The sequence below is a fragment of the Micromonospora sp. DT53 genome (genome assembly GCF_049841535.1).
Taxonomy (GTDB): Bacteria; Actinomycetota; Actinomycetes; order Mycobacteriales; family Micromonosporaceae; genus Micromonospora.
In genome coordinates this window covers 45,711-61,326 of sequence record NZ_JBNCKM010000001.1, presented here as the reverse complement: position 1 = coordinate 61,326, position 15,616 = coordinate 45,711, and the positions used below count along the sequence as shown (strand labels likewise).

Sequence of the window (15,616 nt, the reverse complement as noted above, 5' to 3'; positions counted from 1 at the left end):
CGGCGGGTCAGCCCTTGACTGCGCCGGCCACCAGACCGGAGACCATTCGACGCTGCACCAGCAGGAAGAAGATGATGACCGGCAGGGTGAACAGAGTGGACGCGGCCATCACCGGCCCCCAGTTGGTGTCGTCCCGACCGAAGAAGAAGGTCATCGCCACCGGCAGGGTGTAGCTGCCCTGATCGTTGATGAACGTCAACGCGAAGATCAGCTCGTTCCACGCCGTGATGAAGGAGAAGATGCTGGTGGCCACCAGGCCGGGCGCGACCAGCGGGAAGAGCACCCGGCGGAAGGTCTGGGCCCGGCTGGCTCCGTCGATCGCCGCAGCCTCCTCCAGTTCCTTCGGCACCGCGGCGACGAAGCCGCGCAGCATCCAGACCGCGAACGGCAGCGAGAACCCGAGGTACGTGAGGATCAGGCTGGGCAGGGTGTTGTAGAGCCCCAGCCGCTGGATCATCAGGAACAGCGGGATGACCAACGCCTCCAGCGGGATCATCTGCACGACCAGCAGCATGATCAGGAAGCTGGTCCGCAGCCGGAACCGGAATCGGGCCACCGCTGTCGCGGCGAGCAACGCCACCAGACCGCTGAGCACCACAGTGGAGACGGCGACCAGCGCGCTGTTGAGGAAGAAGTCGAGGAAGCTGACGCCGGGGATGAGGTTGCCGGTCAGGATCTCCCGGTAGTGCGCCAACGTCGGATGGGTGGGCACCGGCTGCGGGGTGGCCGAGAAGATCTCGTTGCTCGGCTTCAGCGAGGTGGAGATCATCCAGTAGACCGGAAACGCCGCGAAGAGCGCGACCAACAGCCCGGCGCCGTTGAGGGCGACCTTCTTCACGACTCGTCCTCCTGCCTAAGCACCATCCGTACGTAGAAGCCGGTGACCACGAGCAGGATCAGCGTGAGGATCACCGCGATGGCCGCGCCGAGCCCGTACTTCGGCGGCGGAGAGAAGGCTTCGGCGTACGAGTAGATGGCGAGCATGAACGTCGGCCGGTCCTGGGTGCCGCCGGCAAGTACGAACTGCTGGGTGAAGACCTTGAAGTCCCAGATCGTGGAGAGCACGATCAGGATCCCGAAGACCGGGCGCAGCAACGGGAAGGTGATCTTCCAGAAGACCCGCCACGGACTGGCGCCATCTACCCGGGCCGCCTCGTGCAGCTCACTCGGCACGCTCTTGAGGCCGGCCAGCACACTCACCGCGATGAACGGGAACGAGTGCCAGACCACCACCAGGGTGAGGATGGCGAAGAAGAGCAGAGGCGAGTTGAACCAGCCGTAGCCGGTCCAGTCGCTGCGCCCGAACAGGCCGTTCGAGAGCCCGTCCGGCAACGCGTTGAACAGCCACGTGACCAGGCCGCTCGTGTCGTCGAAGATCCACTTCCAGACGATCGTGCCGGTCAGCGCGGGCGTGGCCCAGGCGAGCATCACGCAGCTGGCCACGAACGTCGCCATCTTGCGACCGAGCCGGTTGAGCAGTAGCCCCACCAGGGTGCCGAGCACCATCGTGAGCAGCACGTTCGCCGCGGCGAACAGCACCGTGTTGCGCAACACGGTCAGGAAGAACGGGTCGGAGAGGATGTCGGTGTAGTTGCCGAGCCCCACCCACGGCCACTCGCGATCGCCGCGCAGTTGCCGGACGCTGTTCAGCCGGTAGAAGGACATCACCACTACCTGGCCGAGCGGCCAGAGCAGCAGCACCCCGATGATCAGCAGGGCGGGCAGGAGCAGCAGGTAGGGCAGGCGGTCCACCCGGCGACGCCGCCGCGCGGGGGTCTCCCGCGCGGCGGCCGCCTCCGGCACCTCGGTCAGCGTGGTCACTTGGCGTTGAGGATGCTTTCCATCTCACCGGCCGCGTCGGCGGTAGCCTTCTCGACCGTCTTCTGACCCTTCATGACCGAGCTGTTCATCGCCTGGGTCACCGTCTTCGTCCGGCTGACCTCCACCCACTTCGGGGTGAGCGGCGTGAGCTTGGTGTTCTGCATGGTGGTGGCGAACGCCGCCATCACCTTGTCCTTCGCGTACGCGTCACCGGAGACCAGATCCTGGTAGACGGGGAAGAAGCCGAGGCTGCTCGCGAAGCTCTGCGCGTTCTTCTTGTTCAGCAGCACGGTCAGGTAGTCCCAGGCCAGGTCCTGCCGCTCGCTGTCCTTCCAGATCGCCACGTCCGAGCCGCCCGCGAAACCGGGCGCCGCCTTGCCGTCCGGGCCGGGGATCGGGAACGTACCCCAGACCTTCTCGATCTCGGGGTTGTCCTTCTTGATGGCGCCCTGCTGCCAGCTACCGGCGAAGGCCATCGCCGCCTTGCCGGTGGCGAACTGGGTACGCGCGTCGATCTCGTTCCAACCCGCCGCCGCCGGCGGTGCGACCTTGTGCACGGTCACCAGGTCGGTCCAGAACTTGACGGCCCGCTGCGCCTCTGGCGTGGTGTAGCCGGACTTCCAGGTGCCGCCCTGGTTGCTGGCGATCTCGCCGCCCGCGCCCCAGAGGAAGGAGTAGAAGGGCAGCTCGGAGTTGCCGGGCAGTGCGATGCCGTAGGTGCCCTTCTTCTTCGCCTGCACGGCCTTGGCCACCGTGACCAGGTCGTCCCAGGTCTTCGGGGGCTGCACGCCGGCCTCGGCGAACCAGTCGGTGCGGTAGTAGATCGCGCGCACACCCGCGTACCAGGGCACGCCGTACTGCTTGCCGTCGAGCTGCGCGTTACGCACCAGGTCGGGCAGCAGATCCTTACCGTCGGCCCAGCCGCCCATCCGTCCACTCACGTCGGCGAGCGCCTCCTGGGCGGCCCAACCCTGGGTCTCGGTGTTGCCCAGCTCGGTGATGTCCGGACCCTCACCGCCGGCGAGCGCGGCCTGGAACTTCTTGGGCGCCTCCAGCCAGGGGATGTACTGCACGACCACGTCGGTGTCGGGGTGCTTCTGGCGGAACTCGGCCTCGACTCCGTCGAGGAAGGAGTTCTGCGCGTCCCCGCCCTCGCCCATCATCCACACCGTGAGCTTGCTGTCGTCGGCCGCGTCGTCGCCGGAGCCTCCACAACCGGTCAGCACCATCGCGGCCGAGGCCACCATGGCGGTGACCGGGGCCAGCCGCTTCCACCTGTTCACGCCACTTCTCCCCTCGCGCCGCCTGGTACTAACCTTCTCCGCCGCACCCTAGTACGGAGAATTCTTTTACGACAGTGGGCGGGACTGGCCGAAGCGTGGCGACCGTACCGCAGGGCCCCGACGATCGACGCGCCGACATCGGGCCAAAGCCGGGCACTTCAGCACGAAAGAGCGCCCGGCTCTTGGCCGGGCGCTCTTTCCAGTCGTGCTGTCCTAGCAGTGGTGCGGTGTCGCCAGATGATGCCGGGTCGTTATCGGGTGACGCGGCGGCGGCCACCCACACCGGCCACCAGCGCGACCGCGATCGCGGCAACCACGACCTGCACCAGCAGCTCGCCCCAGTCGACACCGTTCGTCTCGGTGGCGATGCCGATGGCCCGCGCCAGGACGGTGCCCAGCAGCGCGGCGCCGACACCGATCAGCAGGTGCAGCCAGATCGGCATGTTCTGCCGGCCCGGGACGACCAAGCGGCCGAGCGCGCCGACGATGAGACCAACAACGATCGCAGTGATGATGCCCCACACGGTGAGCTCCACGGCCACCCTCCTTCAAGAATGTCTGACACACGGTGCGTGTGCTTCCTGTCGTGACCGTTAATTGCCCGACCCACCCAAAATTCAAACCGACTTCGCTCACCAAACGATCACGACTTGGCCGACAAGAACACGTTCCACCGCAGGCCACCAGCGCACCAACCACCGGGCCGGCGAGACCGCGAGCCGCGAGCCGCGCGAGCCGCGAGCCGCGCGAGCCGCGAGCCGCGCGAGCCGCGAGCCGCGAGCCGCGCGAGCCGCGAGCCGCGAGCCGCGCGAGCCGCGAGCCGCGCGAGCCGCGCGAGCCGCGCGGCATGATCAACACGGGTTCATTGAAACCGCGGCATCCGACCCAACGGGACCCCCCGACTTCACCAAAACCGAGTCGATCAAAGCGATCCAGCCCGCCGGAGACGCCAGCCAGGGCGCCGAGGCGCTCGGCGGACGCCGACAAGACGCTCGGCGGACGCCGAGACGCCGGGAAGACGCCGAGACGCCGAGACGCCGGGCGGACGCCGGGAAGACGCCGGGAAGACGCCGAGACGCCGGGAAGACGCCGAGCGGGACCGCGGCGATGGCCGTCGTGGCGGGCGGAACGCCGATGGGCGCCCGACCTGTCGGTCGGGCGCCCATCGGAGGTGTTGCGGTGGTACGAGTTGATGCTGGTGTTATCGGGTGACTCGGCGGCGGCCACCCACACCGGCCACCAGCGCGACCGCGATCGCGGCCACCACGACCTGCACCAGCAGCTCGCCCCAGTCGACGCCGTTCGTCTCGGTGGCGATGCCGATGGCGCGCGCCAGGACGGTGCCCAGCAGGGCCGCGCCAATACCGATCAGCATGTGCAGCCAGATCGGCATGTTCTGCCGGCCCGGGACGACCAGGCGGCCGAGCGCGCCGACGATGAGACCAACAACGATCGCAGTGATGATGCCCCACACGGTGAACTCCACGGTCGCCCTCCTTCAAAAGAATGTCTGACACACGATGTGTGCTTCCTGTCGTGACCGTTAATTGCCCGACCCACCGATAGCCCAAACCGACTCACGGCAGAAGACAACGTCAGTAGTCGATGTTTTCGGGGTGCGTCGGTTCGTGCGTGGGTGCGTCCACACAGGTAGGAGCCCCTGCCGTCGGCCGACCGCCCCCACGACGGCCGCAGAAAAAACTTCCGCACCCGGCGGTCACACTCGCCGCGCCCCAGCGCCCGGCCGGCAATCACGGCGGGCTCGACCGATCCGACGGGGGCAGGGTGAACGAGCACGAGAGACAGGCGAGCACCCGGAAACGCGACGCGCCCGGGTGCGTGTGGCACCCGGGCGCGTACGGCGTCGCGGACCTACTTCTTGCCGGCGGCCTTGCCGTCGCCGGAGTCGGAGGAGAGGGCGGCGATGAAGGCCTCCTGCGGCACCTCGACCCGGCCGACCATCTTCATCCGCTTCTTGCCTTCCTTCTGCTTCTCCAGCAGCTTGCGCTTACGGCTGATGTCGCCGCCGTAGCACTTGGCGAGAACGTCCTTGCGGATCGCCCGGATGGTTTCCCGGGCGATGACCCGGCTGCCGATGGCCGCCTGGATCGGCACCTCGAACTGCTGGCGCGGGATCAGGGTGCGCAGCTTGGCGGCGATGGTGACGCCGTAGTTGTACGCCTTGTCCTTGTGCACGATGGCGCTGAACGCGTCGACCGGCTCGCCGTGCAGGAGGATGTCCACCTTCACCAGGTCGGACGCCTGCTCGCCGGAGGGCTCGTAGTCGAGCGAGGCGTAGCCCTTGGTGCGGCTCTTCAGCTGGTCGAAGAAGTCGTAGATGATCTCGGCGAGAGGCAGTGTGTAGCGCAACTCCACCCGGTCGGCAGAGAGGTAGTCCATGCCGAGCAGGGTGCCGCGCCGGCCCTGGCAGAGCTCCATCACCGCGCCCACGTAGTCGTTGGGCGTCAACACGGTGGCCCGGACCACCGGCTCGTACACCTCGGCGATCTTGCCGGTCGGGTACTCGCTCGGGTTGGTCACGACGATCTCCTCGCCGTCGTCCGTGATCGCCCGGTAGACGACGTTGGGCGCGGTGGAGATCAGGTCGAGGTTGTACTCACGCTCCAGCCGCTCCCGGATGATCTCCAGGTGGAGCAGGCCGAGGAAGCCGCAGCGGAAGCCGAAGCCGAGCGCGCCGGAGGTCTCCGGCTCGTAGTCCAGGGCGGCGTCGTTGAGCTTGAGCTTGTCCAACGCCTCGCGCAGGTTCGGGTAGTCGGACCCGTCGATCGGGTAGAGGCCGGAGTAGACCATCGGCTTCGGGTCCTTGTAGCCGCCCAACGCCTCGGCGGCCGGCCGGCTGTTGATGGTGACCGTGTCACCGACCCGGGACTGCCGGACGTCCTTCACACCGGTGATCAGGTAACCGACCTCGCCGACGCCGAGGGCCTCGGCCTTGACCATCTCGGGCGAGATGACGCCGATCTCCAGCAGCTCGTGCACCGCCCCGGTGGACATCATCTTGATCCGGTCACGGGCGCTGATCCGGCCGTCGATGACCCGGACGTACGTGACGACACCACGGTAGACGTCGTACACCGAATCGAAGATCATCGCCCGGGCGGGCGCCGCCGCGTCGCCGACCGGCGGGATGAACTGCCGGACGATCTCGTCGAGCAGGTACGGCACGCCCTCGCCGGTCTTGCCGGAGACGCGGATGCAGTCGGCGGGGTCGCCGCCGATGAGGTGGGCCAGCTCCTCGGCGTACTTCTCCGGCTGGGCGGCCGGCAGGTCGATCTTGTTGAGCACCGGGATGATGCGCAGGTCGTTTTCCAGGGCCAGGTAGAGGTTGGCCAGGGTCTGCGCCTCGATGCCCTGCGCGGCGTCGACCAGCAGCACGGCGCCCTCGCAGGCGGCCAGCGACCGGGACACCTCGTAGGTGAAGTCCACGTGCCCCGGGGTGTCGATCATGTTGAGCACCGCGTGCTCACCGGCCCGCTCACCCTCGCGGATGGTCCACGGCATGCGAACGGCCTGGCTCTTGATGGTGATGCCGCGCTCGCGCTCGATGTCCATCCGGTCCAGGTACTGCGCGCGCATCTGCCGGGGGTCGACCACGCCGGTGAGCTGCAACATCCGGTCGGCCAGGGTCGACTTCCCGTGGTCGATGTGGGCGATGATGCCGAAGTTCCGGATGCGACCGGGGTCGGTGGCACCAGGGGCGTTCGCGCCGGGATCGAGCTTCGGTGGCACAGCGGTCCGTTCTGGTCGGCTGACGTGAACAGGCCGGCGCGCCGCCGACCCCCTCTATGTTCCCACGCCGCCGGGGTGCGCCCGCTGCGCGGGCGATGGATCGGCGTGAGGACCCCTCACTCCATCGGTGGTTCGACGAAGAGCGCGGCCAGCCGGGGCAGCCGCCGACGCGCCTCGTCCTCGTCGTCGAAGTCCCAGAAGTCGTTGAGGTCCGGCGTCCGCACCGGGTCGCGGTCCGCCGGGAGTTCGGTCGCGGTGGCCTTGCGGTACGCGTCCCAGGGCACCGAGAGCATCTGCTCGGCGGAGAACTCCTCGCCGCTGAGCGAGGCCGCGCGCACCTGGGGCAGTTCGGCCAGCGAGTCCGGTTCGGCGACCGCGCGGGCGAAGACGGCACGACCCTGGGTCATCAGCCAGCCCCGGAAGTGTTCGAAGCCGTCGGCCGAGGCACCACCGTTGATCAGGTACGCCGCACCCCACAGATCCGCCTTGTGCGAGGCGGCCAGCACCCGCGTCTGGTGCCGCGCGTACCCGATGATGTCCTCCGGGTCGCGCTCGGCGAGCAGCGCGACGGCCCGCGCGGCGACCGGGCCGGGCTCACCGCCGCCGCCGGCCCGCGCCTCGTCGATCAACTGCCAGAAGTCCTCGGTCCTCATGGCTTGGCAGTCTGGCAGTGTCGCCGTGCGTCACGCACGTACCCCGGGGCAGCATGGTGGGATGTCGCCTCCCCTGCTGCCGTCGGTGCCGTACCACGCGAGCGCCCTGCGCCCGTCGTGGCCGGCGTTACCGGCGGCGCTGCGGGCCGCGGTCGCGGACCGGCTCGGCGCGCCGGTGGTCACCGCCCGGGTCGCGGCCGCAGGCTTCACCCGGGGGTTCGCCGCCGTACTCGACACCGCCGACGGTGGTCGGGCCTTCGTCAAGGCCGCACCCGCCGCCGAGCAACCACATCTGGTCGACTGGTACGCCCGAGAGGCCGCGATCCTCGACCGGCTGCCGGCGGACCTGCCGGCGCCCCGCCCCCGGTGGACCCTCTCCGCGGCCGGCTGGTTCGTGCTGTGCACCGACGCCGTCGACGGGCACACCCCGCGTCTGCCCTGGGCGCCCGCCGAGTTGGACGCCACCCTCGCCGGGTACGCGCAGGTCGCCGCCGCCCTGGCCGACCCGCCGGCCGAGCTGGCCGCGCTCGGCCTGCCGCACCTGGCCGACCTGGCCCGGTCGGACATCCTCTGGTGGGAGGAGGTCGCCGCCGGTCGCGAGCCGACCCCAGCACTGCCCGCGCCGCTCCTGGGCCGGCTACCCGAGCTGGTGGAGTTGGAGTCCCTCCTCCCCCGGTACGCCGACGGGGCGACCGGCGTGATCCACGGCGACCTGCGTGTCGACAACGTGCTGATCGGCGCGGACGGCCGAGCCTGGTTCTGCGACTGGACCTGGGTCTGCTCCGGGCCAGCCTGGTTCGACCTGGCCGGCCTGCTGCTCACCGCGTACGCCAGTGGGCTGGACGCGGACCGCCTCTTCGCCACGCACCCGGCCACCGCCGGGGCGCCCCCGGACGCCCTGGACGCGACCCTGGCCGCGCTGGCCGGCTACTACCTCACCGGCGCCGCGGCGGCACCGCCGACGGCCTCGCCGCACCTGCCTGCCCACCAGCGATGGAGCGGCGAGCAGTCACTCGACTGGCTGGCCCGTCGCCAGGGCTGGCGGTGACGCGGGCTGGCCTGGCGGGGCGGCGGGCTGGGCTGGCGGGGCCGCGGACTGCCAGCCGCCCGGGCTGGACTGGCGGGACGCGGACTGGACTGCCGCCTGGGCTGGCGGGTGCGCCGCCGCCCTGGACGAGGGCGTAACCTGGTCCCCGACGGGCCGGGTCCGTCCGCGCGAAGGCCGAGCCGTTTTGGCTCGCCCCGGGCGACCTGGTAACCTGGCTCTTCGCGCAGCGATGACGCATGTTCGTCATCACGCGCAATAAGCTGACCAACCCGAGCTATCAAGACGAGGCTGTCGCGTGGCGAACATCAAGTCCCAGATCAAGCGCAACCGGCAGAACGAGAAGGCCCGGCTGCGCAACAAGTCGGTCAAGTCGTCGCTGAAGACCGCCGTCCGGAAGTTCCACGAGGCTGCCGAGGCCGGTGACGTCGAGAAGGCGACCGCGCTCATGCTGGACGCCTCGCGCAAGCTGGACAAGGCCGTCAGCAAGGGCGTGATCCACTCCAACCAGGCCGCGAACCGCAAGTCCGCGATCGCAAAGCGCGTGGTGTCGCTCTCCGCCTGACGACTTCACCGTCAGACTGATTCGGAAAGCCCCGGGCCCAGGCCCGGGGCTTCCGTGTGCCCAGAGGCCGGCCGTCTTTACTTCGGCCGGCCGTTCTGCGCGTTACGCCGGCCGTGTTTCTCCGGGCCAGCCGGCCGGCCGGCTCCGGCGCGGCGACCGGGTGGAACTCTCGTGTGCCCTGCGCCGACGCGGTCGGCGCTCAGTCCGACGGGTTGGCCCGCCGGGGTGGCGGCACCGGGTCGGCGGTGATCACCACGCCGGGAACGCTGTGCGACACCCACTCGACCCGGGCTCGGCCGACCACCGGTTCCATCTGCCGGCGAAACCGGTCCCGTTCCTGCTCGGGCACGAGCGCGGCGGAGCGGACCACGACCGCGGCCACCATGTCGTTGAGCTTGACCATGGCCGCCACCACGACCGGCAGCACCAGCACCGCCCACCAGCTGACCAACTCGGCGAGGGCGAGCAGCACCGCCAGGGCGATGGCGCCCTCGAAGAAGAGGAAGCACAGCACCCCGCCGGGGTTGACGAACCGCAGGCCGAGAAGCCGGGCGTAGAGCGGCCGGTACCGCTCCTCGTCCACTCCGATGGTTGCCCACGCTGGGCGGTTCGTCCCCGTCACCTGGTGCTGCCCTGCCGGGCCGCCGCGACGGAGAAGACCGCACGTTCCAGGGCGTACGCCCGGTCGTCGGAGCCGCCCTTGACGGCCGCGTTGCACTCGGCGGCGACCTGCATGGCCCGGACCAGGCCCTCCGGCGTCCAGCCCCGCCCCTGCCGTTGTGCCCGTTCGATCTTCCAGGCGGGCATTCCGAGACTGCTCGCGAGCTGGTACGCGTTGCCCCGCCCGGCCGACGCCACCCGGGCCACCGTGCGGACCCCGTCGGCCAGGGCGTCGGCGATGGGCACCGGGTCGACCCCGACGTGCAGGGCCCAGCGAAGCGCCTCAAGCGCTGCCGGCACGTCGCCGACCATTGTGGCGTCGGCCACCGTGAAGCCGGTCACCTCGACCCGGCCCCGGTAGTAACGGGCGACCGTCTCGGCGCTGATCCGCCCATCGGTGTCGGCGACCAGTTGGGAGCAGGCGGCGGCCAGCTCGCGCAGGTCGTTGCCGACCGCAGCGATGAGCGCCTCGGCGGCGTCGTCGGTGCACTTTCCGCCGGCCCGGCGGATCTCGTCGCGGACGAAGGCCACCCGGTCGCGGTGCCCCTTGAGCTTCGCGGCCGGGACCACCGTGGCGCCGGCCGCCCGCAGACCGTCGGCGAACGCCTTGCCCTTCGCGCCGCCCAGGTGCAGCACCAGCAGTTGGACCTCCGGGTCGGGATTCTTCGCGTACGCCAACAGCGCGGCGACCAGATCCTTGCGGGCGTCCTGGCCGGAACGCAGGATCAGCAACCGCCGCCCGCCGAACAGCGAGGGGCTGAGCATCTCGGCGATCTCGCCGACGGTGAGCGCGCTGGCCTGGTATTCGCGGACGTCCACCTCGGGATCGACGCCGCGAACCTTCGCGACAGCTTCGGTGACCGCGCGCGTGGCGAGCAGTTCCTCGTCACCGAGGACGAGCAGAATGGGGGCGAGGCTGGCGGGGGTCACGTCGCCCATATTCGCACGGCCTGCGGCGGGATCGTGCCTGCTCATTCGCTGCTTGATCGGCGCAGCCCGCACACAGCGCAAATCCAGACATCCAGCGCAATTCCCCATTTAATCCGCAAGTCACCCCCTCCCCTCGATCCACGCCGCGCCGTCCGCGATCTCCCCGATCTTGCACTTTCGGTCGCCCATACACCGGAACGCCCCCCATGCCGGGACAGCAACTGCAAGATCGCGAGCGAGTGTGGGGGTTGCCCCGTCGATCATGGAGTTGTGGTGCCTGTTTCGCGACTTAAGGGGAGTTTGTCACCCACCACAAGTCCATGATCGACGGGGCAGTCGACATTGACGAACAGCAGTCCGTCTTACGCAAACGTGTGCCTACTTGCTACATCAGCCATCAGGAGACCGCAGTGTCGGACCACGGTGATACGCCGGGTTCAGCGGAACCGAGTCGATCAGTGACCGAGAACAGCCAGCGCGGCTCCGGGGTCGTCCGCTTGCGGGTCAAGTCCCTCCGCACAGGTCAGGGCCGTCCGCCCGCCGGTCAGGGCTGTCGGCCTGCGGGCACACCTCGCCGGGCCACCGCCAGACCGTCGCCCGTTCGGATCGCCGCCACATCGCCGTCCGTGTCGGTACGCAGCACCCGCACGCCGCCTCTGCTCAGTCGGGCGAGCAGCACCGGACTCGGGTGCCCGTAGGTGTTGCCCGTGCCCACCGGCACGAGCGCCACTGCCGGCCGCACCGCGTCGAGGAAGTCCGGGTCCTGGTACGCCGACCCGTGGTGCGCGATTTTCAACACGTCCGCCCGCAGTTGGCCGGGTGCCGCCCGCGTCACCATCGCGTGCTGCTCCTCGGTCTCCGCGTCGCCGGCCAGCAGGATCCGCACCCCGGCCACCGTGGCGCGCAACACCAGCGAGTTGTTGTTGGGGTCGGACCTGGTCCCGCCCAGCGGGTACGGCGGGCCGAGCACCAGCAGGTCCACCCCACCCACGGGATGGTGAGCGCCGGCCACCGTGGTCAGCAGCGCGGCCCGCCCACCGGTGGCCGCCGCCCGGACCAGGTCCCGTCCGCTCTCCGGGTCGGTCGACGACGGCGTCAGCACGGCACCCACCCGCCGCCCCCGGAACACCCCGGCCACCCCGCCCACGTGGTCCGCGTGGAAGTGGCTGATCACCAGCAGGGGCACCTCCCGTATGCCGAGCCGACGCAGGCAGCCGTCCACCGCACCCGGTTCTGGCCCGGCGTCCACCACCACGGCCCGGCCGGGGTCGACCGGGAGCACCAGCGCGTCGCCTTGGCCCACCGCGCAGGCCACCACCACCCAGCCGGCGGGCGGCCAACCGGCGGCCACCAGCCGGACCGGCAGGGCACCGAGCACGGCGGCGACCCCGACCACCGCCACCAGCCGGCGTACGAGTGGCCGGCGCACCGCGATCAGCAACCCAACGGTCAGCCCGGTCAGCAGCAGGGCACCGGGCACCCCGCCCGGCCACGGCAGGGTGCCGCCCGGCAGTCGCGCGCCCTGTCGGGCGATGACCACCAACCACCAGGCCGGCCAGCTCGCCAGCCAGGCGACGAACTCGGCGCCGGCCGGCCAGATCGACGACATCATGGCCGCCAGCACGCCCAGCACGGTCGCCGGGGCGATGGCCGGCACCGCCAGCAGGTTGGCCGGCACCGCCACCAGGCTCACCGTGCCGGAGATCCCGGCGACGACCGGGCCGCAGGCAAGTTGGGCGGCCGCCGGCACGGCCAACGCCTCGGCCAGCCCCGGCGGAACGCCTCGCCGTCGCAACCCGTCCCGCCAGCGCGGCGCCAGCAGCAGCAGGCCACCGGTGGCCAGTACGGAGAGCGCGAACCCGGGGTCCCCGGCCAACTCCGGGTCGACGAGCACCAGCACGGTCACGGCGGCGGCCAACGCGGGCAACGCGGCGCGAGGACGACCGGCGGCGAGCGCGGCCAGCCCGATCGCTCCCATCGTGGCGGCCCGCACGACGCTCGGCGACGGGCGGACCAGGATGACGAAACCCACCAGCGCCACCCCGCACAGCCCGGCGGCGAGCCACGGACCGGCACGCGACCAACGGGCGAGCAACAACACCGCACCCACCACGATCGCCACGTTGGAGCCGGAGACCGCGTTGAGATGGGTCATACCGGTGGCCTGGAAGTCCGCCTCGACGGCGGGTGGCAGTCGGCTGGTGTCGCCCACCACCAGACCGGGCAGCAGCCCACCGGGGTCGTCGGGCAGCGGCGCGCAGGCGTGTTGCAGGCCGGCACGTAGCGTCCCGGCGGCGCGCTGCGCCCAGGACGGCGCGCCGTGCCGCTGCGGTGGGCCGTTGGTGCTGAGCACCGCCGCGGTGAGGTCACCACCGCGTGGAACGCCGAGCCGGCCGTCGGCGGTGAGGCGCTGGCCGGGCAACAGGCCCCGCCACGCCGGGTCGGTCGCCAGGACGAGCAGCCGCACCGACGCGTGGATCCGGCGACCATCCGGGCCGGTGAGCCGAACCAGCTCGCTCGACACCAGCACCATGCCCGGTCGCCCGGCGCTCCGGATCGGGCGCGGATCGTCCCGGACAACCAGGTCGGCGGTGACCGGAGCACGCTGCTCGGCCAGGGCACGGATCGGCGGCGCGTCGCGAACGGCGAGCCGGGCGGCGGTCGCCGCACCACCGCAGACCACGCCGAGGCCGACCGCCACGGCGACCCACCCGTAGCGCCGCAGCACGGCCCGGGGACGGCCGAGGCGGCCAAGCAGGTGCACAGCGCCTATCGCCGTCAGCCCGGCCGCCGCGCCGGCCACCAGCAGGAGGGTGCGGCTGCCGAGGTGCAGGCCGGCGAGCGCGGTGAGCCAGGCCGCCACGGCGAGACCAGCCAGTCGCAGATCCGGCGGCTCAGCCCGGGCCTGGCCGGCCGGTGGCGCGGCCTGAGCCGGCCCGGACCGGGGCCGGTCAGTCATTGGGGCGGGCTGAGCCCGCCCGGACCGAGGCCGGTCAGTCAACGGCGCTGGCTGGGCCGGCCGGGACGGCGACTCGGGCTGAGCCACGCCGACCGCCGGTGGGTCAGCGGCTCCGGCGAACCCGCTCACACCGTCACCAGGTCCTTGAGCTGCTCGTAGCGGGCATCGCCGATCCCGTCGACCTGGCGTAGGTCGCCAACGGACTTGAACCCGCCGTGCTGGTCTCGATGGGTGAGGATTCGTTGGGCGAGCACCGGGCCGACCCCGGGCAGCGCGTCGAGCTGCGCCAGTGTCGCGGTGTTGAGGTTCAGCGGCCCGGCGGCGGGAGCCGCACCGCCCGCCGCTGGCCCGGCCGCACCGCCCGGCACCGGCGGCGGCGTCACCCCGACCACGATCAGCTCGCCGTCGGTGACCTTGCGGGCGGGATTGAGCAGCGCCACGTCGACCCCCGGGAGCGCGCCGCCGGCCGCCTGCACCGCGTCGGCGAGACGGGACCCGGCCGGCAGGCGTACCAAACCGGGTTTTCGGACCTTGCCGGCGACCGCCACCACCAACTCGCCGGAGCCGGACGCGCTGGGGTCACCCGCCGGTGCGGCCGACGCGGCGTCGCTGACCAGCGGGGCGACCGGCTCCGACTGCGGCCGGGCCTGCCAGGCCCAACCTGCCGCACCCACGACCACCACCACGGCGACCACCGCCAACGCCCGCACACCGCGCCGCCCAGGGTCGAACGGCCCCGGGCCGGGCAACCGCGACTCGGGCCGGGCCGCGAGGCCGGCCGACGCCAGTTCCGCGACAGGCGCGGTGGGCCGGAAGGACGGCACGTCCGCAGGCGGCGCGCCGGCCAGGGACGACGGGGGTACGCCCGCGAGCGGCGCCTCCGGCCGGGGCGGCGGCGCGATGGCCGTCTCCGTCAGCCGGCGCAGGCGCTGACGTACCTCTGTCTCCTCGTCGTGCGACACAGCGCGACGCTATGGCGGTGGCGGGGGGGCGAAGGGTCACCCGCGTGGTCCTGTGGACAACCACCGCCACTGTGGACAACGCCCTGATCATGCCCAGATCTGCTACGGAGGTGGCTCAGATGCGGGCTCGACTACGGCGGATACACACCGACGGGCAGACCTTCACGTGGCGCGCGGCGCTGCACAGCGTGCGGATAAACGGTTTCCACCGCCGGGCCGTCTACGTTCGTGCCTGGGGATCCGGCGGCAAGAACGGCCAGAGACTCGAAGCGGATCTGTTGTCGGCCCCTGGGCCGTACGTTGTCGACAACGGCTATCCCACACCCGCCGACGTGCGGGCGGTGATCACCTGCGGCCTGAAGAGTGGCTGGCAGCCAGAGCAGCGGGGCGGCACGTTCGTGCTGTCCGATCGCGAGCATGGGGCCAACTTCGCGGCGACGGGGTTCCAGTTGACCGATCCCGTGCGCCCAAGCGAGAGCGCGGACCCCGCTCAGCAGCGAGGCTGACGGCCGGTGGGCCAACCGCGCCCGACCGGCCGACGGGCCTGCTACAGGTACGGCCGGGTGATGATCTCGATGGCGTGGCCGGCCGGGTCGAAGAAGTAGAAGCCCCGGCCACCGTGCTCGGTGTTGGTCTCCCCCTCCCGCTTCAGCTGCGGGTCGGCCCAGTAGGTGATGCCACGCCCCTGGACGAACGCGAGGCAGCGCACGAACAACTCGTCGTCGACGAGGAACGCGTAGTGCTGCATCTGGATGTCCACAGGCGGCTCGGCGAACTGGAGCAGCACACCCTCGTCCAACTGGACGTTGGCGAACGGCCCCCACGATGGCGCCTCCGGCAGCTCGAACAGCTCCCGGTAGAACGCGGCCGAGGCGCTCTTGTCCTTGCTGGCGATGATCGTGTGGTTGAACGTGACTGTCATCCGTACCGTCTTCTTTCCGGTCGATCCGAAGACCCGGACCGGAGGCCCACAGCGTTCAGCCAGCCA

At 71.0% G+C, this 15,616-nt stretch carries 15 protein-coding genes; 3 read left to right on the top strand and 12 right to left on the bottom strand.

The annotated features are described in order from the left end of the window. Window positions 1–7: 7 nt before the first annotated feature. The 7 genes from ACLQ3B_RS00290 to ACLQ3B_RS00260 form a co-directional block, all read right to left on the bottom strand. A complete protein-coding gene (locus ACLQ3B_RS00290; RefSeq protein ID WP_124820447.1) occupies window positions 8–838 on the bottom strand; it encodes a carbohydrate ABC transporter permease in 831 nt (276 codons plus the stop codon). Next, window positions 835–1,821 carry a carbohydrate ABC transporter permease gene (locus ACLQ3B_RS00285; protein ID WP_425776292.1) on the bottom strand — a complete coding sequence of 329 codons (987 nt, stop codon included), beginning with the start codon at window positions 1,819–1,821 and terminating at the stop codon, window positions 835–837. Before ACLQ3B_RS00285 ends, ACLQ3B_RS00290 begins: the two co-directional genes overlap by 4 nt. Further along, on the bottom strand, window positions 1,818–3,104 hold the full coding sequence (locus ACLQ3B_RS00280) for a sugar ABC transporter substrate-binding protein (RefSeq protein ID WP_425776290.1): 1,287 nt from the start codon (window positions 3,102–3,104) through the stop codon (window positions 1,818–1,820). The genes ACLQ3B_RS00285 and ACLQ3B_RS00280 overlap by 4 nt, the downstream gene beginning before the upstream one ends. Before the next feature lie 251 nt (window positions 3,105–3,355). Then, window positions 3,356–3,640 (bottom strand): GlsB/YeaQ/YmgE family stress response membrane protein, encoded by a 285-nt coding sequence (locus ACLQ3B_RS00275; RefSeq protein ID WP_179780541.1) that lies wholly within the window; start codon window positions 3,638–3,640, stop codon window positions 3,356–3,358. Window positions 3,641–4,305: 665 nt separating this feature from the next. After that, entirely contained in the window at window positions 4,306–4,590 is a 285-nt protein-coding gene (locus tag ACLQ3B_RS00270; RefSeq protein WP_124820451.1) for a GlsB/YeaQ/YmgE family stress response membrane protein, read from the bottom strand. 386 nt (window positions 4,591–4,976) lie between these two features. Beyond that, window positions 4,977–6,854 (bottom strand): translation elongation factor 4, encoded by a 1,878-nt coding sequence (gene lepA, locus ACLQ3B_RS00265; protein ID WP_179780542.1) that lies wholly within the window; start codon window positions 6,852–6,854, stop codon window positions 4,977–4,979. 116 nt (window positions 6,855–6,970) lie between these two features. Then, entirely contained in the window at window positions 6,971–7,507 is a 537-nt protein-coding gene (locus ACLQ3B_RS00260; protein WP_112588292.1) for a DUF4240 domain-containing protein, read from the bottom strand. A gap of 61 nt (window positions 7,508–7,568) precedes the next feature. Between ACLQ3B_RS00260 and ACLQ3B_RS00255 the strand changes: the two genes are divergently transcribed. Then, entirely contained in the window at window positions 7,569–8,555 is a 987-nt protein-coding gene (locus ACLQ3B_RS00255; RefSeq protein ID WP_425776287.1) for a phosphotransferase, read from the top strand. Window positions 8,556–8,850: 295 nt separating this feature from the next. After that, complete coding sequence (gene rpsT / locus ACLQ3B_RS00250; protein WP_030491765.1) at window positions 8,851–9,117, top strand: 30S ribosomal protein S20; 267 nt, start codon at window positions 8,851–8,853, stop codon at window positions 9,115–9,117. Window positions 9,118–9,316: 199 nt separating this feature from the next. Here the strand turns inward: rpsT and ACLQ3B_RS00245 are convergent, their stop codons facing one another. The 4 genes from ACLQ3B_RS00245 to ACLQ3B_RS00230 all read right to left on the bottom strand — a co-directional run bounded on the left by ACLQ3B_RS00245 (window position 9,317) and on the right by ACLQ3B_RS00230 (window position 14,628). Continuing rightward, window positions 9,317–9,739 (bottom strand): hypothetical protein, encoded by a 423-nt coding sequence (locus ACLQ3B_RS00245; RefSeq protein WP_425776285.1) that lies wholly within the window; start codon window positions 9,737–9,739, stop codon window positions 9,317–9,319. After that, window positions 9,736–10,716: a DNA polymerase III subunit delta gene (gene holA / locus ACLQ3B_RS00240; RefSeq protein WP_425776284.1), complete on the bottom strand. Its 981-nt coding sequence runs from the start codon at window positions 10,714–10,716 to the stop codon at window positions 9,736–9,738. Before holA ends, ACLQ3B_RS00245 begins: the two co-directional genes overlap by 4 nt. Before the next feature lie 535 nt (window positions 10,717–11,251). After that, window positions 11,252–13,666 (bottom strand): ComEC/Rec2 family competence protein, encoded by a 2,415-nt coding sequence (locus ACLQ3B_RS00235; protein WP_425776282.1) that lies wholly within the window; start codon window positions 13,664–13,666, stop codon window positions 11,252–11,254. Between the two features lie 125 nt (window positions 13,667–13,791). Then, entirely contained in the window at window positions 13,792–14,628 is an 837-nt protein-coding gene (locus tag ACLQ3B_RS00230; protein WP_425776280.1) for a helix-hairpin-helix domain-containing protein, read from the bottom strand. A gap of 71 nt (window positions 14,629–14,699) precedes the next feature. On the opposite strand from ACLQ3B_RS00230, the gene ACLQ3B_RS00225 reads away from it, so the two are divergent. Further along, on the top strand, window positions 14,700–15,134 hold the full coding sequence (locus ACLQ3B_RS00225) for an integrase (protein WP_425776278.1): 435 nt from the start codon (window positions 14,700–14,702) through the stop codon (window positions 15,132–15,134). A 41-nt stretch (window positions 15,135–15,175) separates the two neighbouring features. On the opposite strand, the gene ACLQ3B_RS00220 is transcribed toward ACLQ3B_RS00225, so the two are convergent. Continuing rightward, complete coding sequence (locus ACLQ3B_RS00220) at window positions 15,176–15,550, bottom strand: VOC family protein (protein ID WP_425776276.1); 375 nt, start codon at window positions 15,548–15,550, stop codon at window positions 15,176–15,178. Window positions 15,551–15,616 lie beyond the last annotated feature (66 nt).

What these genes read in the sequence shown, in the direction of transcription:
- ACLQ3B_RS00255 (WP_425776287.1), top strand. Translation starts at nt 7,569, where the DNA reads ATGTCGCCTCCCCTGCTGCCGTCGGTGCCGTACCACGCGAGCGCCCTG.
- ACLQ3B_RS00260 (WP_112588292.1), bottom strand. Translation starts at nt 7,507, where the DNA reads ATGAGGACCGAGGACTTCTGGCAGTTGATCGACGAGGCGCGGGCCGGC.
- ACLQ3B_RS00220 (WP_425776276.1), bottom strand. Translation starts at nt 15,550, where the DNA reads ATGACAGTCACGTTCAACCACACGATCATCGCCAGCAAGGACAAGAGC.
- holA (WP_425776284.1), bottom strand. Translation starts at nt 10,716, where the DNA reads ATGGGCGACGTGACCCCCGCCAGCCTCGCCCCCATTCTGCTCGTCCTC.
- ACLQ3B_RS00235 (WP_425776282.1), bottom strand. Translation starts at nt 13,666, where the DNA reads ATGACTGACCGGCCCCGGTCCGGGCCGGCTCAGGCCGCGCCACCGGCC.